General features: G+C 50.7%; 19 protein-coding genes and 1 tRNA gene. 12 read left to right on the top strand and 8 right to left on the bottom strand.

All coding sequences use genetic code 11. The features are described from left to right. Positions 1 to 54: 54 nt before the first annotated feature. The 7 genes from truA to B156_RS0114100 all read left to right on the top strand — a co-directional run bounded on the left by truA (position 55) and on the right by B156_RS0114100 (position 6,443). Positions 55 to 831 carry a tRNA pseudouridine(38-40) synthase TruA gene (gene truA, locus B156_RS0114135; RefSeq protein WP_018620393.1) on the top strand — a complete coding sequence of 259 codons (777 nt, stop codon included), beginning with the start codon at positions 55 to 57 and terminating at the stop codon, positions 829 to 831. A gap of 109 nt (positions 832 to 940) precedes the next feature. Further along, on the top strand, positions 941 to 1,822 hold the full coding sequence (locus B156_RS0114130; RefSeq protein ID WP_018620392.1) for a cell division protein FtsX: 882 nt from the start codon (positions 941 to 943) through the stop codon (positions 1,820 to 1,822). Between the two features lie 97 nt (positions 1,823 to 1,919). Then, positions 1,920 to 2,252, top strand: coding sequence for a DUF3098 domain-containing protein (locus B156_RS0114125; protein WP_018620391.1), 333 nt, complete (start codon positions 1,920 to 1,922; stop codon positions 2,250 to 2,252). A gap of 111 nt (positions 2,253 to 2,363) precedes the next feature. Then, complete coding sequence (locus B156_RS0114120) at positions 2,364 to 3,224, top strand: undecaprenyl-diphosphate phosphatase (RefSeq protein ID WP_018620390.1); 861 nt, start codon at positions 2,364 to 2,366, stop codon at positions 3,222 to 3,224. 103 nt (positions 3,225 to 3,327) lie between these two features. Further along, entirely contained in the window at positions 3,328 to 4,047 is a 720-nt protein-coding gene (truB, locus tag B156_RS0114115) for a tRNA pseudouridine(55) synthase TruB (RefSeq protein ID WP_018620389.1), read from the top strand. After that, the gene (locus B156_RS0114110; RefSeq protein ID WP_018620388.1) at positions 4,044 to 4,967 is read left to right on the top strand and encodes a bifunctional riboflavin kinase/FAD synthetase; all 924 of its coding nucleotides are present in this window, start codon (positions 4,044 to 4,046) and stop codon (positions 4,965 to 4,967) included. The genes truB and B156_RS0114110 overlap by 4 nt, the downstream gene beginning before the upstream one ends. Before the next feature lie 246 nt (positions 4,968 to 5,213). Further along, positions 5,214 to 6,443, top strand: coding sequence for a hypothetical protein (locus B156_RS0114100; RefSeq protein WP_018620386.1), 1,230 nt, complete (start codon positions 5,214 to 5,216; stop codon positions 6,441 to 6,443). Positions 6,444 to 6,471: 28 nt separating this feature from the next. Here the strand turns inward: B156_RS0114100 and B156_RS0114095 are convergent, their stop codons facing one another. Continuing rightward, a complete protein-coding gene (locus B156_RS0114095; RefSeq protein ID WP_018620385.1) occupies positions 6,472 to 7,698 on the bottom strand; it encodes a BaiN/RdsA family NAD(P)/FAD-dependent oxidoreductase in 1,227 nt (408 codons plus the stop codon). A 142-nt stretch (positions 7,699 to 7,840) separates the two neighbouring features. Here B156_RS0114095 and B156_RS0114090 point away from each other — a divergent pair, with 142 nt between their 5' ends. Next, positions 7,841 to 8,884: a DNA/RNA non-specific endonuclease gene (locus B156_RS0114090; RefSeq protein ID WP_018620384.1), complete on the top strand. Its 1,044-nt coding sequence runs from the start codon at positions 7,841 to 7,843 to the stop codon at positions 8,882 to 8,884. A 20-nt stretch (positions 8,885 to 8,904) separates the two neighbouring features. On the opposite strand, the gene B156_RS29200 is transcribed toward B156_RS0114090, so the two are convergent. The 3 genes from B156_RS29200 to B156_RS0114075 form a co-directional block, all read right to left on the bottom strand. Further along, positions 8,905 to 9,405, bottom strand: a complete 501-nt coding sequence (locus B156_RS29200) for a hypothetical protein (RefSeq protein WP_018620383.1) — start codon at positions 9,403 to 9,405, stop codon at positions 8,905 to 8,907. Between the two features lie 70 nt (positions 9,406 to 9,475). Then, positions 9,476 to 10,009: a hypothetical protein gene (locus tag B156_RS0114080; RefSeq protein ID WP_018620382.1), complete on the bottom strand. Its 534-nt coding sequence runs from the start codon at positions 10,007 to 10,009 to the stop codon at positions 9,476 to 9,478. A 3-nt stretch (positions 10,010 to 10,012) separates the two neighbouring features. Beyond that, positions 10,013 to 11,275 (bottom strand): hypothetical protein, encoded by a 1,263-nt coding sequence (locus tag B156_RS0114075; protein WP_018620381.1) that lies wholly within the window; start codon positions 11,273 to 11,275, stop codon positions 10,013 to 10,015. 151 nt (positions 11,276 to 11,426) lie between these two features. On the opposite strand from B156_RS0114075, the gene B156_RS0114070 reads away from it, so the two are divergent. Further along, positions 11,427 to 12,665 carry an ABC transporter permease gene (locus tag B156_RS0114070; RefSeq protein ID WP_018620380.1) on the top strand — a complete coding sequence of 413 codons (1,239 nt, stop codon included), beginning with the start codon at positions 11,427 to 11,429 and terminating at the stop codon, positions 12,663 to 12,665. Positions 12,666 to 12,695: 30 nt separating this feature from the next. Here B156_RS0114070 and B156_RS0114065 read toward each other — a convergent pair whose 3' ends face one another. After that, entirely contained in the window at positions 12,696 to 15,026 is a 2,331-nt protein-coding gene (locus B156_RS0114065; protein ID WP_018620379.1) for a PAS domain-containing sensor histidine kinase, read from the bottom strand. 182 nt (positions 15,027 to 15,208) lie between these two features. Between B156_RS0114065 and B156_RS0114060 the strand changes: the two genes are divergently transcribed. Beyond that, a tRNA-Leu gene (locus B156_RS0114060) sits at positions 15,209 to 15,292 on the top strand. A gap of 212 nt (positions 15,293 to 15,504) precedes the next feature. Here B156_RS0114060 and B156_RS30310 read toward each other — a convergent pair. After that, on the bottom strand, positions 15,505 to 17,946 hold the full coding sequence (locus tag B156_RS30310) for an ice-binding family protein (protein ID WP_018620378.1): 2,442 nt from the start codon (positions 17,944 to 17,946) through the stop codon (positions 15,505 to 15,507). Between the two features lie 1,171 nt (positions 17,947 to 19,117). Between B156_RS30310 and B156_RS0114045 the strand changes: the two genes are divergently transcribed. Next, positions 19,118 to 20,593 (top strand): capsule assembly Wzi family protein, encoded by a 1,476-nt coding sequence (locus tag B156_RS0114045; RefSeq protein WP_245563739.1) that lies wholly within the window; start codon positions 19,118 to 19,120, stop codon positions 20,591 to 20,593. Between the two features lie 125 nt (positions 20,594 to 20,718). Here the strand turns inward: B156_RS0114045 and B156_RS0114040 are convergent, their stop codons facing one another. Beyond that, entirely contained in the window at positions 20,719 to 21,768 is a 1,050-nt protein-coding gene (locus B156_RS0114040; protein ID WP_018620375.1) for a LacI family DNA-binding transcriptional regulator, read from the bottom strand. A gap of 370 nt (positions 21,769 to 22,138) precedes the next feature. Between B156_RS0114040 and B156_RS0114035 the strand changes: the two genes are divergently transcribed. Then, positions 22,139 to 22,726 (top strand): RNA polymerase sigma factor, encoded by a 588-nt coding sequence (locus tag B156_RS0114035; protein ID WP_026260824.1) that lies wholly within the window; start codon positions 22,139 to 22,141, stop codon positions 22,724 to 22,726. 159 nt (positions 22,727 to 22,885) lie between these two features. Here the strand turns inward: B156_RS0114035 and B156_RS0114030 are convergent, their stop codons facing one another. Beyond that, a complete protein-coding gene (locus B156_RS0114030) occupies positions 22,886 to 23,758 on the bottom strand; it encodes an FHA domain-containing protein (protein ID WP_018620373.1) in 873 nt (290 codons plus the stop codon). Positions 23,759 to 23,787 lie beyond the last annotated feature (29 nt).

Below are 23,787 nucleotides of genomic sequence, written 5' to 3'. Positions count from 1 at the left end.
GACTACTGCCAGAACCACCCGCTAACTGCCGACGAAGCCGTACTTTTGCAGCCTATGCGGTACTTTATCGAACTAGCCTACCGGGGAACGGCTTACCATGGCTGGCAAACGCAGGCCAACGGGATTAGCGTACAAACAACAATCGAAGCCGCCCTGACGCAGCGGCTTGGCAAACCCATTTACATAATGGGCAGTGGCCGTACCGATGCGGGTGTTCACGCCCGGCAGCAGTTTGCGCATTTCGAGGTCGATGAGCCGCTGACGCTGACCGAATCGCTCGTTTATTCACTCAATTGCATCCTGCCCGACGATATTGCCATTCACGCCATTTTTCCGGTTGAGGCCAGCGACCACGCCCGATTCTCGGCCACGGCCCGCTATTATCAGTACCTGGTCACCCGCCAGAAAGATGCGTTTCAGAACGGCCTGACCTACCATTTCAGGCCAACGCTCAAGCTGCCCGTGATGAACGAAGCCTGTGCCCTATTACGTCAGCACACCAATTTCAAGAGCTTTAGCAAGGCCCGCGCCAACGTAACGCATTTTAACTGTCGGATTGATTTCGCCTACTGGGAACGCATAAACGACGATTCGCTGACGTTCCATATTGGAGCGAACCGTTTTTTGTGGGGGATGGTCCGTACCATTGTGGGTACCATGATTGAGATTGGTCAGGAGCGCCTGAGTCTGGAGAAGTTTGAACAGATTATACTGGCCCGCGACCGGAACCAGGCCGGGCGGGCAGCACCAGCCAATGGGTTGTACCTGGTTGAGGTTACGTATCCAGACAAGGTATTTCAGCACCGACTAAACCCGAAAAAACTGGGATAAACCCTTTTGCCGATAATACGGCGTTTTCGGTTTACCCTTAAATTTTCTTAAATTCGACCGCTCAGCGGCTTATTCCGTTATTTTTGTTTCCATTAACACGAACCCCTGAATGGCTCGTACAAAGAAAAAAGTAGGTGCGTATCCCAGCGGCATGATTCTCTTCAGTCTGACGCTGGCGTTGTTTTTGATCGGCTTTTGCGGGCTGTTGGCTATCCAGTCGAAGAAGCTGGTAACCCACATCCGCGAGAACTACGAAATCCGGGCGTTTCTGGATAAAGGACTGGATGAGAACAAGACGGCACTGGTGTATAAAACCATTGCCGAGCGACCTTACGTGTTGCAAGCCGATGGTAAACCACAAGTGAACCTGGTCACCAAGGACGAAGCGGCCAAGGAATTCATTGCCGAGACGAAGGAAGATTTCTCGAAGTTTCTGGGCGAGAATCCGCTGCACGACAGCTACCGGATCAAGCTCAACGAAGGGTATTTCGAGGAAGCGAAATTGCAGGAAGTAAAGAAAGATCTGGAACAGATCAACGGCATTTTTGAAGTTGTTTATCAGGAGAACCTGGTCGATAACATCAACCAGAATATTACGAAGATTTACGCAGTGATGTCGGCCTTTGCCCTGATTCTGCTGATAATCATTGTGGTGCTGATGAACAATACCATTCGGCTGGCCCTGCACTCGCAACGGATGCTGATTCGGAGTATGCAGCTGGTGGGGGCTACTAATTCGTTTATTACCCGGCCCTTTCTGGGGCGGGGCATATGGCAGGGTTTTCTGGCGGGTATCATTGCCGTTGGGTTGCTTATAGGCGGGTTGCAACTGGCCATTCATAACCTACCTGAACTGGGTACATTTCAGGACCCGCAAAAGATTATGTTCCTGATGGCAGGGATTGTTTGTCTGGGCATCATCATTGGTTTTTTGAGCACCTTCCAGGCTGTAAACCGGTATCTTGGATTAACGCTGGATGAGCTCTATTGATGAAAACATTTATCAATAATGAGGTAAATGCTGGTCCAGAAAGCCAGATTACAATGTACCCCGTTTAGATGTTACATTTAGTTAAACACAAAAAGAAATGGCAAAAGATAAGCAGACTGGAGCAGCTACGCTGAGCCGTGAAGAACCAGTAAAAAATCCAATTACTCCGGCAGCACCAGTGGTTACTAAAACGGTGCCTACCCGGTCGACGATTGGCGAGCCTGCCCGTACGGCAGCTTTGCCGTTTGGACGGCAGAACTACATGTTTATGCTCATCGGGATTGGCACCATCCTGGCCGGCTTCTTTATCATGAGTCTCGACAAAGAGGAATTTGGGTTTGGTTTTCTGGGGCTGACTCTGGGTCCAATTGTGGTGATGGCCGGGTTCGTTGTCGAGTTTTTCGCCATTCTTACCCGCCCCAAAAGCTGAAAAAGTTGGCCGTTTGTAACCCGTAGTTTGTCGTTTGACCGCGCTTGTCCTAAGTTTGTCCGCCGTTGACAAACGTCAACCGACAGACTACGCACGACAAACTGTTTTTTAATGGAGCTTTTTCACGCTATAATGCTGGCCATCATTGAGGGCATAACCGAGTTTTTACCGGTTTCCTCAACGGGTCACATGATTATTTACTCCTCGCTGGCAGGCATTGCCAGTGATGAATTCACTAAATTATACACGGTCGATATTCAGTTCGGCTGCATCCTGTCGGTGCTGGTTCTGTACCACCGTCGTTTTATGACGGACCCCCGTACCGGCACCTTTACCACTCCCTCCTACCTGAAATCGGTGCCTGCCCGCTGGCAACCCATGGCCGATTTTTACAGTAAAATCCTGATTGCTTTCCTACCAGCCGCCGTTATCGGTTTCCTACTGAACGATTTTATCGACTCTCTGCTCGAAAATGTAGTAGTGGTAGCCATTTCGCTGTTGCTGGGCGGTATCGTGCTCGTCTTTATCGACCGCATCACCAACCGTAACGACGGACCGGCCGAGCCGAAAGATGGGGATGTCAGCGTACCGGACGCGCTCAGAATCGGCTTCTACCAGTGTATCGCCATGATTCCGGGGGTCTCCCGGTCGGCGGCAACTATTATTGGCGGTATGTTTCAGGGACTATCCCGCAAGCAGGCCGCTGAGTTTTCGTTTTTTCTGGCCGTACCTACTATGGCAGCGGCTTCGGGGTACAAACTGCTCAAAACCTACAAACTACTCCAGCCTGCCGACTACCAGATTCTGCTACTTGGTAACGCTATTGCCTTTGTGGTTGGTCTGCTCGCCATTCGGGGCTTCGTTAATTTTTTGACGCGCTACGGGTTCAAGGTATTTGGCTATTACCGAATTGCGCTGGGGCTGCTGTTGCTGGGCCTGATGGCTGCTGGCGTGAAACTGGATGTATTGTAACCGCTTATAGTTTACGGTATTCGGTTTGAGATTAGCTGGTGAAAGAGCTATTGACGCGTCAGCTAACCGTAAATCGAATACCCTAGACCAACTACCGCATACCATGCCCGAACCACCACTGTCCGACCCCGGTCAGGTTATCCTGATTGACAAACCGCTTACCTGGACATCGTTCGACGTGGCCAATAAGCTCAAGTACGCCTGTAAATTCAAAAAAATTGGTCATGCGGGTACGCTCGACCCGTTGGCAACGGGGTTGCTCATTTTGTGTACCGGCAAGATGACCAAACAGATTGATCAGTATCAGGCGCAGGAAAAGGAGTACGCAGGTACGCTCGTGCTAGGCAAAACCACACCCTCCGTCGACCTGGAAACGGCCTTCGATGCGGAGTTTGATACTTCATCCATTACGGCCGAACAAATTCAGGAAGCAGCCCGGCAACTGACGGGCGATATCCTACAGGTACCCCCTATTTACTCGGCCATTCGGGTGAACGGTGAACGACTGTACGAAAAAGCCCGGCGGGGTGAAACCGCCGACCGGGTTGATGGAGGAATCAAGGCGCGGCAAGTAACGGTTTCCCTCTTCGAAGTAGATACAGCCCGTTTTCCCGAACTGGATTTTCGCATCGTTTGTACGAAAGGCACTTATATTCGCAGTCTGGTGCGCGACCTGGGCCTATTACTTACTAATGGTGCCTATATGAGCAGCCTGCGCCGAACCCGTATCGGTAACTTTCGGATTGAGGAAGCCAGTACAATCGAACAATTTATTGACGCCCACCGGGCAATGCAGCCCAACCAACCATCAACGAATGAATGATTATTTACCAGGGTCTTGATGATATACAGCCGTTGCCGAATGCGGTAGTTACCAGTGGCACGTTCGATGGTGTCCACCGGGGGCACCAGACCATCCTGGCACGTCTGACGGAAGTGGCTAAAGCCAGTAACGGAGAGTCGGTCCTGATTACGTACTGGCCGCACCCGCGTACAGTTGTTTCCAACGATAGTCAGAACCTGAAATTGCTGACTACCCTCGACGAGAAGGCGTCCCTCATCGACCAGGCGGGCGTAGATCATCTGGTTATTATTCCGTTTACCCGCTCATTTTCGCAATTGACGTCCGAGGAGTATATCAATCAGATTCTGATTGAAAAAATCGGCACGAAGAAACTGGTCATTGGCTACGATCATCGTTTCGGACGCGACCGCGAAGGTGGGTTCGAGTACATCAAGGCGCACCAGCATGAGTACGGTTTTGAGGTGGAGGAAATTCCCCGGCAGGACGTTGACGCAGTGGGTGTGAGCTCGTCCAAAATCAGGGCTGCCCTGAACGAGGGTAATGTCCGCACCGCCAACCAGTTCCTCAACCGACCGTATTCCCTGACGGGAACCATCGTGAAAGGGCGACAGTTGGGTCGCACCATTGGGTTCCCAACGGCTAATATGCAGGTTGATGATGCCGCTAAACTTATCCCGGCCAACGGGGTCTACGCCGTCTCGGTGGAATACGGTGGGCAAACGCTGGGCGGCATGCTCAACATTGGCTTCCGGCCCACGGTGGCGGGTACCCATCAGACCATCGAAACCTACATTTTCGATTTCGACAAAGATATTTACGGGGAACACATGACCTTACGATTCAGGGAATTTCTGCGCCCGGAGCAGAAATTCGATGGGTTACCGGCTTTGGTTGCCCAGTTAAAACGTGACGAGGAAGCGGCACGGGCGGTGTTGTAAAGAGCCATTCTTCAGTTCAGCTCCGAATTGATCAGACACAATTTCCCGAGCCAGTTTACTGGATCTGAACCTACGTTCTGGCCGGCAAATTGGTATGGTTTGCCAATAATCTGACGAAATGGAGACTCAGCCGTAATCATCTCGTGAAATCCCAAAATATAGTTGTTGTGCAAGGTGAATCGGTTAAAATAATCCCCCGCAAATTCATATATTAGCCTAAACTTTATAAAGCCTCAGCAAACTCCTATGACCGCACTCCCGGCCCTCGATTTTAGTCAGTATGAATCGACGAATAGCCTGCAAATTTCTTACACACAATACACCCGGGAACAGGCAGAGGAAGCCAATTTTATCTTCGATGAAACCGTAAAACAGTACCTCAGGCACTGGATTGAGCAGGGTACTGTAGCAGGCGTTGACCGACGTACGGAGGTTGAGCGGGATACGGAAGCGTTTGTGCAGCAGGGCGCACTGCGGAGTTTTTTCAAGCATCATGACGATGCGCTTGAGCGGCTGCTTCAACAGGACGACATTGCCCGGCATCTGCTCCGGCCAAGTACGAAGGTATTCTTCGAGCCGGATGCGTACGAGCCACTACTATCCCTGTTTGAGCGACGTATTTATAACCTGGCCGCCCACCGCGAACACCTGGAAGTACCCTTTCGGTATAGTCCCGTCAGTCGGCAGGAGACCTGCGGTGATTCGATTTCGTTTGCCGCCATGCCGACTGATGTCAGAGAAGATATTGGTTTTTACTTCGGCACGCGCCGTTCGGATGCCACAACCCTGAATCTACTAGCCCGTCAACTTCGTCGGGAAGCGCTGTTTTCGTCGACATTGCCCGTTCACGTCGTAACGGAAGGATACATGGAAGATTCCCTGCGGGCTGTCAGGACGGCAGCCGAACAGTTGAAGCAGGACAGTCAGCAGGCGATTCATTGCTTTGTGGTACAGCGTCGCCATGCGGTCGATGACCGGCATCTGGGGGCCGCCCTGTTGCTGATGAACGTTCAGCAGCCCGGCCTGCCCCAGCGGGTACTCTTCTGCGATACGCTGAAACCAGATGGGAAGCCACCCTGGTGGGATAAGTTCAAACGCTACCTCGACACGGTGTTTCCACAACCGGAGGGCAGCCCGGCCGCTTCGGAGCGACTGGAAGATGGCGGTCTGAATCTCCAGCGGTTACACGATGGCGTACCGGTACGCCATCAGGATATCGACTGTGCCTTTTATACAGCTTCCATGGCCAGGGCACTCATTCAAATTACCAAACTATCGCCTGAACTGATCAGCGGTTCTATTGAGGATTTGGTGAGCAGGATGACGGAGCGGATGCCGGAGTATTTTGACCAGACCAACGTAGCCAAAGACCCGACACTTGTACGTCAGGTAAACGTTATCCGCCGGTGGCAGATGGGGCAGGAAGCCCTGGCAGACATTAAACGTGGTTATTCGCCCTCACCGGCAACTTGTTAACACGTGAAGGCGAAGCCGGGAGCAATAGCTATCGACCAATGTGCAATCCGGCTACGTAGCCCGTTGTCCAGGCGCTCTGAAAGTTGAAGCCCCCCGTAATACCGTCGATGTCCAGCACTTCGCCCGCGAAGAACAGCCCCGGCCATACGTTACTCTCCAGGGTTTGCCCGTTCAGGCCATTGAGCGAGATACCACCACAGGTCACGAATTCTTCTTTGAACGTGGTTTTACCGGCAACATGGAACTGGCTGTTCGTCAGCCGCTCGGCCAGGCGGTTGAGCGGTTTGGCGGGCAAGTCGGCCCAGCGTTGTGCCTCCGGAATACCCGACTCTGCGGCAAAAGCCTGCCAGAGTCGGGTGGGCAAACCGAATGGATTTTGCGAAACAACCAGCTTTTTCCCGTTCTGCTGCCGGAACTCCTGCAACTTACTACGCAGGGTATTGTCGTTCAGGTCGGGTACCCAGTTGATGCGCAGGGCGAACCGATAGTCTGCATTCGCTAAATCCCGGGCAGCCCAGGCCGACAGGCGCAGGATAGCGGGACCACTAAAGCCCCAGTGCGTAACCAACACGGGGCCGCGCTGTTCCTGTTTGGCCCCTACTATTGACACACCGGCATCAGGCACCGACACACCCGCTAACGGCAGCAGATAGCTGTCCGGCACATTGAACGTGAACAGAGATGGTACGGGTGACAGTAGTTCTTCCGCTTGCCGGGGAAGCCATTCATACGATGCCGGTTGTGGGTATCCCCCCGTAGCAATCAGCACCCGGTCGGCAATGAGTGTTTCGTTTGTGAGTAAATCGAGCGACCAGGCACGGGTTTCGGTTTGCCGGATAGTGGCCACCCCACAACTGGTTCTGACCTGAATACCCAGCCTTCGGGCCGTGGTGAGCAGGCAATCGACAATGGTATCGGAGGTATTGGTAACAGGGAACATGCGTCCGTCGGCCTCTGTTTTCAGCGGGCTTCCCCGGCGTTCGAACCAGTTTACGGTAGCCGTAGCGTCGAACTGAGTCAATAGTGCGCGCAACGGTTTTTCACCCCGTGGATAATGTTTCACCAACTGCCGATTATCGAAGCAGGCATGCGTAACGTTGCAGCGTCCTCCGCCCGAAATGCGGACTTTATTTAAGACGGTACGGTTTTTTTCGAGAATAATAACGGTAGCTTCGGGGAAGGTTTCGGCAGCCGTAATGGCCCCGAAAAAACCAGCCGCTCCGCCACCGACAACGGCAATTGTAAAGGATGACATGGGTTAAAAACAGTGATTTTTAGTTTTATAGTTCACCGGTTAAGGTTTACCAGGCGCATTGATTTGTACCGTTATGCTTGCCCTGCACAACCACAACGGCATGAGTGCCCAGTCTACCACAAACTGTTAGTAACTTTGATGTATGTTCTTCAAGCCTAAATTTTCAACCAACCGGTACATGCGTCGGGGTATGAGGCCCCGTGGCAACACGCTCGTATTGCTGTTCATCTTTTTCCTGATTGGACTTTTTCTGCACTACGGCGGTCGAACCCAGCCCGTTGTGGCCTTCTGGAATGATTTCCGGGAATTGGTTGGACTGGGGCATACGCGCTCCGAGCGAAAAGGGTCGAACCCCTACAAAGCTCCCGAACCCGATGAAGCCTCCGATGCTGCAACGAATAACGGGGAACGGGGCGAGAGTGAAGCCAGTGATAATACGCCTAACAGGCCGACGGCGGAATCGTCGGGAAACGTCCGTTTTGATTTTGAGAAAGAGGTTGACTTTTTATTACCCACCTCCAAATCGCCGGGCGAACTGATTCGGCACGAAGGGTATACGCTCAGTTACCGCGAGCAGTACAAAGATGCCGAGTGGGTAGCGTATCCGCTCCTGGCGTATGAAACAACGGGGGATGCCGACCGGAAAAACGAGCAGTTTAAACCTGACCCTTTAGTTGAGAATGGTACGGCTATACCATCGGATTATACCCGTTCAGGCTACGACCGGGGGCATTTGGCCCCGGCCGCCGATTTTAAGTTCTCGCAGCGAATGATGCGCGAAACATTTTTCATGAGCAACATTACCCCACAGGCACCTCAGTTTAACAGGGGTATCTGGAGTGACCTGGAAAACCAGGTACGCGTCTGGGCTCGGCGCGACAAAGGCATCTACGTAGTGACGGGTCCGGTACTTAAACCCGGTTTGCCCACCATCGGAAAAAGCAATGAAGTAACTGTACCCGCCAAGTTTTACAAGGTAATTTTGTACTGCAACCAGCCCGACATTCGCATGATTGGGTTCCTGCTCAATAATGAAGAAGCCCACGGCTCATTACAGGATTTTGTGGTACCCGTAGACCTCATCGAACAACTAACAGGACTCGATTTCTTCCCAAAAATTCCTGATGACCTGGAGCGTAAACTGGAAAGTAAAGGTCGTGAAGAAGTCGTAGCCGAATGGTTTTAGACCTACAGCGGTTCCGCTCTCTACTGAATTGAAAGCGACGCTAAAAAGGCATGCAACTCTTCAGGGCGTTGCGTACCAAGGAAAATGTTGCCGCCCGATTTCTTATTTATCTGTAGCCCGTAATCACCGTTCATGACGTAAGCCCAGCCGTTGGGTCCTTGCCGGGTACCTCCCATGCCTTTGGGGTATTCGCCATACAGGGCAAACTCCCGGACGTAAGTGCGGTCGATGTCTTCCCATTTTATTACCCCTCGCTTGCCACCGAATAAGCTTATTCTGAACTGAATACTGTCCTGATCGATATGTGTTTCTATCTTCCTGAAAGGAATAGCACAAAAAAACACGCTGACCAGGATGAAGGCACTGGCCAGTTTCCACGAAAAAAAGCTTCCTCCTTCTGCCACTACATTGACTGTTGACCCCCAATAAAACCAGCTTACCAAAGAAAAGTAGAAACCGACAACTGCCAGAACAACGTACCACCGGTAAGGATTTTGCTGCGTTTCGGTAAAGATTGGCATGGTAACAAACGTTTATTTACGGGGTAAATAATGCATTATTTGACGCTGGAAACGCCCTTACTTCGTAGGTTCAAGCCCCGAATCCAAGCGAGGCTAAAAAGGCCTGTAGTTCATCGGGGCGATGCGTGCCGAAGAGAATTGTATCACCCGTCTTTTTGTTTATCTGAAAACCAAGGTCACCCTTCGCGCCAAACTTCATATCAATAACCCGGCTATCTGACCCAAACTTCATAAAGTAGGGTCTGCCCTTTGGTCTCTTCCGGGCATCAACAGTTCCCTTCGGATGCTCCCCGAAAAGTGTAAGATCCCGGACGTAAGCGCGGTCGATATGAAACCAGGAGATAGTCTGCCGTTTTTCAAAGGGTTTCACACGATAATGGACCCCCTGCTCGTCAATCTGGTAAGTGGTATTGCCGAACACCTTAATCATTACGTATACGGCATATAAAGAATATACGCCCAGCATTTCCAACAGATAGCTTCTTCTCTCAACAAAGCGGATATTGGAATGTATCGCCCAATAAAAAATGATTGGAAGGGCAACTGTATAGGCCACCAGATACCATCGCCATGGATTCTTGTGCGTTTCGGTGAAGGTTGGCATGGCCTACGTCTTCTGCTTCTTCTTCTTGGCCGCCGGGAACAGGATGTTGTTCAGAATGAGCCGGTAACCGGCCGAGTTAGGGTGCAGGTTCAGGTCGGTAGGCTCCTCACCAATTTCGTGGCGGTAGTCTTCGGGATCGTGGCCGCCGTAGAACGTAAAGAAGCCCCGGCCGTAGGGCGAGTGAATGTAGCGGGCCTCACTGACGGCCCGGTTTTCGGCCAGAATAACTACTTCGGGTTTGATGTACGTTTTTTTAAAGGCTGTTGTCTGCCCCATGAATCCCTTAATCACGTTCAGGTGATTTTGCGTTAGCATGGTAGGGATTGGGTCGTACTTGGCCGAAAATTGAAACAGGGTAAAATAATCGTTGTGTTCACTTAACCCCCGTTCTTCGGGCTGATTATCGATGTTCGAGAACTCGATCAGGTATGGGTTGGTGTAAACCTGAAAGTCTTTGAAGGCAAACGTCTGACTGTAATCCAGTTTGGTACTGGCATTAGGGTCGGCGGGGTCACCATCATAAAAGGAATCGACAATATCCGTATTATGAGCGGAGAGGGCAATATCAAAGGTATCGGTAGCATTGCACATGGCAAAGAGGTACCCTCCTCCCAACACGAAATCCCGAATTTTCTGACTTACGGCCAGTTTTAGCTGCGGTACTTTGGTGAAGCCAAATTTCCGCGTGATGGCTTCCGCTTCATTTTTTTGGGCTATATACCAGGGCTGGTCTTTGAAGTGGAAAAATTTGCCGTATTGCCCCGTAAAATCTTCGTGGTGGAGGTGCAGCCAATCGTATTCGGGCAGTTTACCATTCATCACCTCTTCATCGAACACAACATCGTAGGGTATTTCGGCATACGTCATCACCATGGTAACGGCATCATCCCAGGGTTGCTTTGTTTTGGGCGAATACACGGCTACTTTGGGCGGTTTCTGGAGTTTTACGGCATCCATATTGGCATCAGGAGCCGCCACTTCGGCCAGTATCTGGCCTGCCTGTGCATCCGAAATAACCTCATAACTTACGCCCCGGATAACCATTTCGTTGACAAAGGCCTGCGTCTGGGGCATCATAAACGAGCCACCCCGGTAGTTGAGCAGCCAGTCAATTTCGGTATCATACACTTTTAGTACCCAGAAGGCAATACCGTAAGCTTTCAGGTGATTCTTTTGGCTATCGTCCATGGGAATCAGAATCTTGGAAGCCCACGCCCGGCCCGTCAGGCTCAGAATTAGGATAAGCGGTAACAGCAGCCGTTTCATTGGTATCTGAGGTAAGAATGCTTGTGTTAGTTTTGTTATAACGAAAGATAAGCAATTATTGTGCAAGATTGATGGTGAATGATAGACTGAGTGAATAGGTTTTTGCCAGTCATTCTGTCATTCACGCATTTACGCATCCGCTCATTCAAAAATGAACCTCATTGAAAACATACGGGAGGGGCTGCGTTCCATTGCCGGTAACCGGCTGCGAACAATTCTGACCTCACTGATTATTGCTATCGGCATTACGTCGCTGGTGGGTATTCTGACGGCTATTGATGGTATTCAGGATTCGGTAAACAATAGTTTTGCCGGGCTGGGTGCCAATACGTTCAGCATTGTGGCCCGGCAGGATGCGTTCCGGCGGGGTGGCCGCATCCAGAAGCAGGATGCTCCTATCGATTATTTTGACGCTATACAGTTCAAACGCCGGTTTCCGTACGGAGCCACTATCTCCGTTTCAACCGTTGTGTTGGGGGCAGCCCAGGCAAAATTCGGGTCCAGGAAAACGAACCCAAACGTGCAGCTTACCGGGGGCGACGATACGTACCTAGCGGTGAAAGGATACACGATTAAAAATGGCCGTAATTTTTCCCAGAGTGACCTGAACTACGCACTCAATGTGGCTATTATTGGCAGTGAATTAGCCAATACCCTGTTTGAAAAGAAACTGAATCCGCTGAACCAGCTCATTCGCGTATCGGGCAGGCAGTATAAAATTATTGGTGTTTTGGACAAAAAAGGCGGGTTTTCCGGCGGGGGAGATGACCGGATTCTCCTGATTCCCCTGAACAACGCCCGTGCGCTGGCCGGTACCAGGCAACTCACCTTCGACATTACGGCATCTGTTCCCAGTGTATCCAATCAGGATGAAGCCGTTGGCGAAGCAAGGGGTACCATGCGCCTGGTCCGGCGTGACCAGTTGGGGCAACCTGATTCGTTTGAGATTGACCGGGCGGATGAACTGGCCAAACAAACCGAAAGTATCACCGGCTACCTGCGCATTGGCGGGTTTGGCATTGGCTTTATCACCCTGCTGGGGGCAGCCATCGCGCTGCTCAACATCATGCTCGTTTCGGTAACGGAGCGAACCCGCGAAATTGGCATCCGAAAGTCACTTGGTGCTACCCCCCAGCGAATTCGGGAGCAGTTCCTGATTGAAGCCATCGTTATTTGTCTTCTTGGTGGTTTGGGAGGGGTACTGCTGGGGCTGGGCATTGGTAATCTGATTGCCATGCTGGTTAGCCAGGGAAAGGGAGGATTTGTTGTTCCCTGGGGGTGGATGGGTCTGGGATTGGTTGTTTGTGTATCAGTAGGGCTGTTTGCGGGTATTTACCCGGCTGTAAGGGCTTCTAAACTGGATCCTATCGACGCCCTTCGGTACGAATAATTGATACAGTGCTTTGCTCGAAGAGCTGGCTTAGGCTGTTGCAGAGGCTGCACGGATGGGCAGAAACACCGTGAATACAGCCCCCTGCCCGGGCTGGCTATGGGCCAGAATGGTACCCCCGTGATTTTCGGCCACTTTTCGGCAAATAGCCAGACCAATACCCGTTCCACTGTAGGCACTCCGGCTGTGTAGTCGCTCGAAAAGCTGAAAAATACGCTCCTGATATTTCTCTTCGAACCCAATTCCATTATCGGTAACGTCAACCGCTATCCATTCCTGACTGGCACGATTCAGAACTGTGTCGGGCACGGATTCGGGCAATACGGTACGGCTCTGCACCGATACCTGCGGTCGTTCACCAGGGCGGGAGAACTTCAGTGCATTACTGATTAAATTCTGAAATAACTGGCGTAGTTGGAGCAAACTACCGTTTACCGTTGGCAAGGGCTGACTAGTGCTGCCAATAGCTACCTGGGCGCGGGTTTCGGTAATGACCATACTCAGGTCCTGAAGAATATCGGCCAACAGGGTTTCCAGGACAACCGGCTGGAATAAATCCTCCTGCGTAGCCAGCCGGGAGTAGGCCAGTAAATCCCGGATAAATACGCCCATCCGCTCCGCCGACGACTGCATACGGGCAATCATATCCTGACCTTCGGCTGGCAAAAGCGTACTGTAATTCCTGACGAGGATATCGCCGAATGCCCGGATTTTCCGTAGCGGTTCCTGTAAATCGTGACTGGCTATATAGGCAAACTGCTCCAACTGCTGGTTGGACTGTTTCAAGTCACCTACTAACTTCTCGGCCCGCAGCAGCGTCTGTCGCAGCAGTGTCTGATCGTTGGCGGCTATTACAATGCCATCACCCTGTTTGACGATGGACATATCAAACCAGCCCCCCGCGTCGCTCTCGGTAAAATGTTGTTCAAACCGCTGCGGCTGGCCAGTGTTTACTACGTCGACATATCGGTCGAAAATGCCCATAGGTTTCAGGCTGGGCAACACCTCCAGCATGGTGCGGGTGGTTGTCTGGTTTACGGGATGGTTAACCCTCCGGGCGTTGGCTTCGTTCTGAAGCAGGTATTGAAAGTCTGTAATCTGGCCATTCCCGTTTCGTATGGCTTCGAACAGTACAATGGGCATCTGGCAACTATCCAGCACGCTCTGGAGCATAGCCGCCTGTTGCCGGGCCTCCAGCTCTACCCGTTTCTGGTCGTTTACGATGGCGTAAATCGAGATAATCCTATTCTCGTCGATGCGGGTAACCCAGTTATCGGTGTAATTATCGAAGTGATCGTACTGATAATGAAGCTCGAAACGCTGCGGCTCACCCGTGGCCAGAGTAGTCAGGTAGGCTGTCCAATACGTTGTTTTTTGTAAACTCGGAAACAGAGATGTCATTGCTTTCCCAATCAGCTCATCCTCCGTCAGGCCAGTATCTCTGCAAATGGCCTGGCTTACCCGTACGTACCGAAAATCAACAACGGCTCCGGCCTCATTGCGTACAGCTTCCAGCACAGAGAGCCCGTTATTCATGGATTTTAATACATCATCGAACACTTTGGCTTGCTCTTCGATTAGTTGAGCGGCCCGTTTGCTCGCGCTGATGTCTTTGTAATAGATGACAATGCCATTTAACAGTGGTACAATGGACATTAAGTACCAGCCTTCGTTATCATCAACCCGGTATGACTGTTCAATTCGCTGGGGCTGGACGGAATCAACTACATCAATTAACTGCTGTAACATACCCAACTCCTTCAATTCCGGGAAAAAGGTGGTAATCCGTTTTCCAATGACCTGGTCGGCGGGGACACCAACAATCGTATCGCTGGCAGCATTCGTCAATCGGTACGTAAAGTCGATTACCCGGCCATCCGGATCGCGGACGGCTTCGCAGTAAGCAATAGCTTCGTCCATTGCATCCATAACGCCCTGGAGCAACCGAGCCTGGTTTTCTATCTGTTGCTGCGCCTGTTTGGCGTCGTCAATATCCCGAAAAGTAGTGAACAGGCCGTTGTTTAGCGGGCGATTTTCGACACAATACCAGCGGTGCGATACCGGATGAAAATACTCGAAGTCGAAGGGAATCTGCTCCACCACCACCCGGCGAATATGTTCCGCGTGGGTCAGGGCATAGGGTGCCCATTTGTAAAGCAACTGGCTGGTGAGTTGCTCAACTGAATAGCCAGTGATGGCCAATGCCTGCGCATTGGCGTAGTAGGCACGGTAATTAACGATGGCACCACTAGTATCCCGAACGGCTTCGCTGGCAACTATGCCCTGTGGCAGATTGTCAAGTAAATCGGCCAGTAGAGACGGGGTTGGTGCGAAGGAAGTCGTTAAGAAAGAATCGGACATACCAAACAGGATAAAATTAGTCCCGTAAAACTAAGAAAATGGATCAATCAACACTAACCTAAACGTGGGTGAACCAGCCTGCTGTTATTCTATTCAATTTTTATTTGCAAAACCCACTACCTGCGGCTACTTTTGCACCCACGTTTGACAAACGCATCACGCCCTGGCGTGACGATTCTGTCGCCGGGATGGCGGAATCGGTAGACGCGATGGTCTCAAACACCATTGTCTGCAAGGACATGCCGGTTCGAGTCCGGCTCCCGGTACAATGAACCCCTATAACTACCTGTATTTCAGTAGTTTATAGGGGTTTTTCTTTTCTTACCGAAACCATCTCACTAGCAGCTTATCCAACCGTTCATTTGAATTGATGCATTTTCAAGACAAGGTAACGGGTTGTTAGTCTTCCTGTTTGAGTGGGCAGTCACGTACTGCCCACTCAAACAGGAAGACTGGTTTAGAACGGATCATCTATTTGTCAGTGCCGTTTGGTTCGCGTGAGCGTAAAGGGTACGCAAACGTCAGCTGGACAGGTACAGAGTGTTGGTGGTATTGTTACAGTCTGATCCACATAGCACCCCGACGCGTTATAGACCCGAACTGTATAGGACTGACTTACGGCTGAGTTGGGTAACGTAGTTGAGATAACACCATTGACAGGAATGGTCTTGGGTAAACCCGATAAGGAAGCGGTTATATTGAACGCGGTACCCAGCGAGTACTGGTAGGTATGACCAGGCACAAAATTGCTCAATACCAGTTGGCCATTATTCTGAGGATTATTATCTACGCAGGTAGCACCGGAGGCAACAGCCTGGTAAGAAGGCAACGCGTCTTCCTCTACGATAAAGGGGCAGCACGAGAAATCGGGACATGATCCATTGGCGTTTTCGAGGCCGAGGCTGTAACTGCCAGCCTGGCTCACCACCAGTTCGTTCGTAGTTTGATTCGGAATAAGTATGCCATTCCTGTACCAGCGATAACTACCCCGACCCGCCGGTACTGTCAGTGTATATTCATCACCTAGGCACAATTTAACGGGTATTGACGTGCAGATTTTGGCCGTGTCGCCCGGTATCGTAACTACGTTATACAGGATACCACTGGCATCTACGCTAGCCTGAAATGTCAGCGTCAGGCTCTGTCCGGCACCAATGATTGGCACGTTCCACGTACTTATGGGTTGCCCGGGGGTAAACGATGTACCTGCCGGAGGAATGGCTGAATTGGGTATATACGTTCCACCGGCACTTAGCGAGTCCCGTACGGTTGTCGTTGCTGTTGTTGATCCGGAGTTTGTCAGCACTACACTGTAGGTTAGTACATCGCCCGGTACGGCATTCGAAGCACTAACAAATGTTTGCACGGAAAGCGAAGGCGTAACAGAAACAGGTGCCATATAAGTAATGGTGGCGGGGGTATACCCGGCTCCACTGACCGAAACGGTATGCGACCCACTACCCGAAGGCAGTCCTGTCAGGCTGAAAGTCGCCGATGTCTGGCCTGCCGTAACGGATACAGTAGTTGTAGTAGCGCCATCGGTAACGGTAAGCGATCCAGCCGTGGCCCCCGTCAGTGAGATAACCCCGGTAAGGGTGTACTGGTTTGTGGCCGCTTGAGTAGCACCCGGCGTAACGCTAACAGCCAACATGGGTGAACCAGACCCGGACGCCGGCTTAAAACCTGCGGATAAACCGGTATTATTCTCACCGGCAGCCAGTGTTACAGGCCCGCTTGTGGTGGGCGTTGTCGCCGAAAAACCGGCGGGTGTCGTGAAACTTACCGAGTAGGGTATGCCGGGTGTCAAACCGGTAAAACTGTACAGGCCTGACGCATTGGTTGCCGTAGAGGCAATGGGTGTATTTGCACCGTTAAGCAATGTGGCCGTCACACTTGCAATGGGCGTATCTCCCCCATCTGACACCCCATTTCCATTGTTATCCGCATACACCGTTCCACCCAAACTGGCGGAAGACGTAGTACAGGAAGCCGGTGCCACGTAGGTGGCATTGCCACTGCTTCCGGCGCAACTTACCACAACAGTGTGACTCCCCGTACCAGATACCAGTCCGGTCAGGCTGTAGGGGGTTGAGGTATCTCCGGCACCGACTGCAACAGTTGCCGACACGGTACCATCGGTAAGCGTGACGGTTGCTGCCGAGCTACTGGTCGATGAAATGATTCCTGAAATCGAATACTGGTTCGTAGCGGGTACGCAGGAACTGGCCGCAACGTTGATTGATAGGGATGAATTTGTGACCGTAACGACATTGGTATTCAGCGAAATAGCCCCTGCTGTTGATAGGCCCCTACCTTCCAGCGATGCCTGAGTACCAAGGGCGATGGCTCCCGTGGCCAGTATGGTTCCTTTAAAAACAGAACCGGTGCCTAGTGTAGCTGCCCCGTTTACCTGAAAAAACACATTACAGGCCGACGCACCATTAGTCAGCAAAATAGTTGAGTTGGTTGCTGTTGTCAGTGCGCTGTTCAGTTTAATGACATATACACCTGCCCCACTTAGCGTTAGCGTTCCATTCAGCGATGTAGCATCGGCAGTAGGCTGGCAGTAAACACCCGGGGCAAGTGTCTGCCCCCCCAATTCAGCCAGTATGGTCGTTGCACAGGTAAGCGGACCAAGCGAGTTGTACGCATTCATAACATCGGTAGCGGCCTGGTTAGCTTCGCTGCTACCCGGCAGTCGGGTTTGGCCACTAACCGTTCCCGGCGGAAATCCACTGAAAGCTCCCAAGGCCGTACCTATATCACCCGTCACCGTACTGGCACCTGTGTTGGAAAAAGCACCATTGGCCGTGAATAAAGCAAAACTGGAAGCTGTTCCTAAATTGGGAGCCTGTGCTAAACTGATACTTACAGAAAGCAACGTAACAGAAAAATAGGCCAGTAATGCTTTATTTTTCATATTCTTAGCTAGAAAATAAATGGTATAAATAAACCAATCAAACTAAACGGTTAATTGTGTTTAACGGATACAATATACAGGCCAACAAAAGTTAACTCGTGTGAGGGAAACCAATGTGACCAGTGTATTCCGATTACCTTATTCTAATAGACGCATTCGTTACCGGTGTGGCCGCAGATAAAAAAATGAAGTTCTGGCTCACAGAAAGTGCCCGGGGTGTAATCTAACAGCCATTATAGAGGGTACAGCGTTCTCCGGATTGGGAAACTGGAAGCGGGAATGCCGGGTAAAACAGACTAAAACAACAGACTAAAAATATACTGACGTATAAATATAAAGGAGTTGAATAGCTTAGATTTTCCCTGTCGGTACTTTAGCTTATTATTTGGGATGGTAATACTGACCTAAAATACAATCGTGCCAATCATGCCTTTACCCATGTTGCCAATGTACTATAGTGCCTCCTGAGCTTGCCGGTAGGGTTGCCAATTTCGTCAACCGCACAGTCCTTCAGGGTTGAGAGTTGATGCACGATAGGTTAGTTTTCCATGGCCTTCCTTTCTTTGGGTACAAACTTCACCATCGAACCCAGTTCGCGCAGGAACAGCGAAACTGTTTCGGCCTGCTTGAGGTATTGCCCACCTGTTCTGGGCAATACCTCAAGCAATTTGCCCGGTACCAGGACAGAGCTCGTAAAGTTAGTTTGCAAAGCAATTCCAGGCCAGCCATTCGTCCCAACGCCAACTATTCATAACCCCATTCAGTAAATAATTGTCACCTATTGAGAAATTTGGCATAAAAAATGGCTGGACTATCGTAATATTACCGGATTGTATTGAGTCGATCATACGATGCTACACACCTGTTTAATTGTATTCTGTTAAATAAAGTCTGAACCTTTTTCGATTGTATAACGCCTGCTGGCATCTGTTCAATTAGCTAGACAATGTTTGGTTCCATTTTTACTGCTCTTGTACCAAGACAATCAGGTAAGTATCGTTATACTATTCGCTTTTTTATTCTGTCGATCAGTTGCCAATGGCTGTTGTATGCGGGTTTGCCAGGAACCGTATCGGCTCAATCTTCGTCCCCCCCCCCGCTCCACCGACCCCTTACCACCCAGTTTGAAATAGGGGGTTTTGGCTCATCTACCGGGGAAGTACCCTTCTGGATGCAAACAAACCAATACGGAATCGTACCCCGTGATGCGCCTACTGTCTGGGTGCGGGGTGCAAGTGCCATTGGCTACCGCTCTGACTCTACCCAAAAACGCCCGAAGGTAGACTGGGGAGCAGGGCTGGAACTAGTTGGTCAGGCGGGCGCATCGCAGGCCGTAATCCTAAGTGAAGGGTACATCAAAGCCCGGCTGGGTTGGTTAGAAATTTTTGGGGGAAGGCGCAAACAGGTATTGGGTTTTGCCCAGAGCCCGCTCTCGTCAGGCTCTTTTATCTGGTCGAGAAATGCGTTACCAATGCCCCGGATACAAATTGGCACAATCGACTACGTTCCAATAGGTTTCACCAAAAAATTTGTTGCTTTTAACGCTTTTTTCGCGCACGGCTGGTTTGGCGACCAGAAATACGTGCAGAACTCCTATCTCCATCAGAAAGCCCTGTCAATCCGACTGGGTAAACCGACAAGCCGGTTCCATCTATTCGGTTCCTTCAGCCACGAGGTACAATGGGCTGGCTACTCTTTCTTTTCAAAAGCAGACCCTACTCTTTCGTTCGATGGTCAATATGCTAACAGTCTTGATGCCTACTACAATGTGGTTGTGCCCGTAGACAAGGATGCGCTCAAAGATCTGTCTAAATTTACAACCAACGACCAGAATCGCGTGGGCGACCACCGGGGGGCTGCCGAGCTAGCGTTATCGGTCGACCTGAATCAATGGACACTATTCACCTACCAGCAGCATGCTTACGACCTGGGCCGTAAGCTTTACAATGGTCGAAATATTGAAGATGGATTGTATGGACTTCGGCTACAGAGCAAACGCCCCAATCGCCTTGTCGATGACATGATTTTTGAACTTTTCAACTCACGAAGCCAGGGGTACGTGCAGTTTGGCAAGTTGCTGGGGGGAGAACCGGAAAACTATTTACTCAATGGCCAGTATCCCGATGGCTGGTCATACCAGGGTAGAACGATAGGGATACCTTTCATTACCCAGACGGCCGACACTAATCCGGCTTTAGGTGCTCAGGAGTTTTCTCGTAACGATGCCGATGGCAAACCTGTCGGTGGTGTTTTTAGCATCAATAACAATCGGGTGCTTGCTTTCAACTGGGGCGTATCAGGCTCGATACGAACTTTCCAGCGGGCGGGGAGCAGTACCTGGAAGCCCGCTTACTGGCGCTATCAACTCAGAGCCTCCTACAGTCAAAACTATGGCGTTTATTCCATCTACTCAACGGTCGGTCCTTTTCCGGATGGGATAAATCAATTCTCGGCAATGGGATCACTGAGCAGACCCACGCGCTGGCTGGGTGGCTCCTCAATCGTACTTAAGGTAGGCTATGACCAGGGGAAATTATTGCGTTACCCATCGCAGTCAGGCTTCTATCTGGGTATTCGTAAGGACTGGATCAAAAACTTACCGACAAAACCGGCCAAAAACATATCGGAAAGCAAGCGTTTCCCTTAGAAACCATGCCCTACGCTGGTGACGACAAAACAACAATGCCCAAATAAAGGCTTGTCCTATTTGTCAACAATTTTGCGCACTTGGTCAAGTAAATAGCTGATTTGGTACTGTGTTACGAAACGCCCTCATTTCTCATGAACGGTAAGTGATGGCCCGCCCCGGAGTGACGATGCCCGCACGATAAGTTGGGTTTCCATTACCTTCGTTTCCTTGGGCACAAACTCCTCCACCGAATCCAATTCGCGCAGGAGCAGCCGTACCGTTTCAGTCCCCATCTCCTGAATGGGCTGACTGATGCTGGTCAACGACGGAGAAAAAAGAGCCGAAACCGGCTCATTGTTAAAACTTACAATGGCCACATCGTCGGGGATACGGATACCTTTCTGTTTCATGGCAAAAACGGCAGAGTACGCCATCCGATCGCTGATAACCACCACACCATCGGGCGGTTGCGGCAAGCTCATCAGCATCAGCGTCTGCATAATAGTGTTTTCCTGCGTGTAATCGCAGTGGCATATATACTGGTCTCCCAGGCTGAGGCCGTGCTTATCCAGTGCGGCCCGGTAACCCGCCACGCGCTCGTTACTGAGTACCAACTGCGTAGGCCCCGCCAGCATACCAATTCGTCGGCACCCATTTTCAATCAGATGTTCGGTCGCCTTAAAGGCCGCGGCATGATTATCGACAATTACTTTCGATACATTGATGCTTTCGGCATAGCGATCAAAAAACACGAGCGGGATATTTTTGCGGGTCAGCCGCTCCACATGTTCATAGCTGTCAGTATCTCTGGAGAGTGAAATAATAAATCCCTCTACCTGACTTCGCAACAGATTCTGAATATTCGTTTTTTCGCGCAGGTACGATTCGTTCGTCTGGCAAACCAGCACACTATACCCTGCCTGTAAAGCAGCCTCCTCAATACTGTTGAGCATAGCCGAAAAGTAGTAATAGCTTAGGTTAGGCACAATTACCCCAATTGTTCTTGTCCGGCTTTTGGCCAGATTTTTAGCCAGTTGGTTTGGCTGATAATCCAGTTCTTCGGCCAGGCGCAAAACGGCAACTCGGGTTTCCGGGTGAATTTCGGGCATGTTCCGCAAGGCACGGGAAACGGTTGAAATAGACACATTCAGTTGCCGGGCAATGTCTTTGATGGTAACCGGCGTATTTTTCATAGGCTTGAATTACTATGCATTAAGTATGATTTTTATGAGATTACCCCGTCGATAATTCTGTCTTATTATCAGAATCTCTAATCCATTATTTCAGTAGGTAAATAAAAAAATTTAATCTTTCTAAGGTTTGCCTTTTCTCTGCAAACGTTTCCGGGAACGTTTGCAGAGAAAAAGTCCTTCGAAACGCGTAATTATCCTTGTTTTTTTGTACTACGTTAGTAGATTAGTATAATATACCCAGAAAAAGAAACAACTATTGATTTTCTGGTCAGTATATGGATTGATATCGGAATAAAGCAAAAATTGTATTTTACCTATAAAGACCGATAACCGTTGTAGTGTCCTCTATACGATTAACTAACCAGTACTCATGTCCTTATCAGTCCGTTCCGATACCCTATTAATGGCTCAACTCTGGACCCGTTTCAAAGCGGGTGACGAACAGGCTTTTACCCAACTCGCCCGTATGCATTACTGGGTTTTGTTCAATCACGCTACCCGATTTACCAAAAACCGGGAGTTGATTAAAGACTGTATTCAGGAGTTGATGCTGGAATTGTGGTATCGTCGTACTAAAGTAGTCGATGCACCGTGCGTGACCAGCTATTTTATCAAAGCCTTTCGTAATAACTTATTCCGGTCACTCAAAAAAGAGATGAGTCGCGAAACAACGGTAGATGAGTGGGAACGGGCCGGATCACTGCTGACGGACGGACGGAACGGGGAAAGTGATTTGATTTTGGCAGAACTGTTTTCCGAAAAACAGGAACTCCTGCATCAGGGCATCAATCAACTCCCTACCCGCCAGAAAGAGGTTATCCAGCTTAAATTTTACGAGGGTATGTCTAATGAAACTATTGCCAAGGTGATGGAGATAGAGCGGCAAACAGTGGCTAATTTTCTGTACCGTGCGCTAACCACGCTGAAATCTACCATCCAGACGCCTGTACCTGCCTGATTTTTTTACCCGTTCTGCTCATAGTAGTCAGTAGTTTTCGCTTTCTCAAAGTAATTTCCCTAAAATAGTATCAGCGGTAGTCACAAAATGATCCCGCTCCAAACATGACGCCCCGGATTCGTGTATAACGAACGAGTGGCGAACGGAAAAACCATCTGGTTAGAGTAGTTCGACGAGTAGCTTCGCTTCGCCACCCAGCTCAATCTGATCGCCGGGGGCCAGTGCGTAGCCTACACCGGGCAGTGCAACCCGTTCTACGGTATCATCGGCCCGAAGAATCTTGGTTTTGTTGTTACTGCCAGGTAGCCCTCCCGCATCGGCCAGCAGGCGGTACTGCCGCTTATCGGCATCGTAATGGATGGTAGCATGCTGGCGGCTGACGCTCAGGTTGGGCTCGCCCCGCGCCGGATCAAATCCAGGCTCATCGGCATCCAGAAAGACGATATGATTGGTCCGCACGCGCCCCGATGCCGCCTGTACGGTCTCACACCGGCCGATGTGGTAGTCGGTCTGTACGGCCGGGTCGAGCAGGTAACTATCGTCAACAGTCTGTCCCATAAGCGTCCGTATCCGTATCCGCAGGGGCTCATCCATGTCTGGCCGCAGCACGGTAAGGCCCAGATTGTCCTGACGGTAGGTACAGGTAGTGGGGAGACTATCCCGGACAAATTCCCAGCTAAACTGCCAGTTAGGGGCAAACCGAATATAATGATCGGCCAAGTGGCGGCTCAGTTCAGCCTGAAAGTGACCCGGCTGATTAGCGTACAAGGCTACCGCCATCTGTTCTTCTTCCGCCAAATCATGACAGCACACCCATAGTTTAAGGCCCGCTGGCATCCCTTCCGTTTCACTGGCGTAAACAGATAAACTTTCCACAATAAACCGGTACAGTTTTTCGCGTTGCCGGGGTGTCGATGGTCCACCCGCCCGTACCGGTGCCGGGCGCTGGTCGGGGGGAGGGGTCTCCGTGGGCGTGTGAGTGGGAGGAACACCCAAACCAAAAAAACGCTTCAGATCTGTCAGAATAGGCATGACTTTATTGTTCTGTGTTTTGCCGAAAC

This window comes from Spirosoma luteum DSM 19990 (assembly GCF_000374065.1).
In the GTDB taxonomy this organism is placed as follows: Bacteria; Bacteroidota; Bacteroidia; order Cytophagales; family Spirosomataceae; genus Spirosoma; species Spirosoma luteum.
Note: the sequence above shows the minus strand (reverse complement) of the source record. Positions and strands in the feature narration are given on the sequence as shown.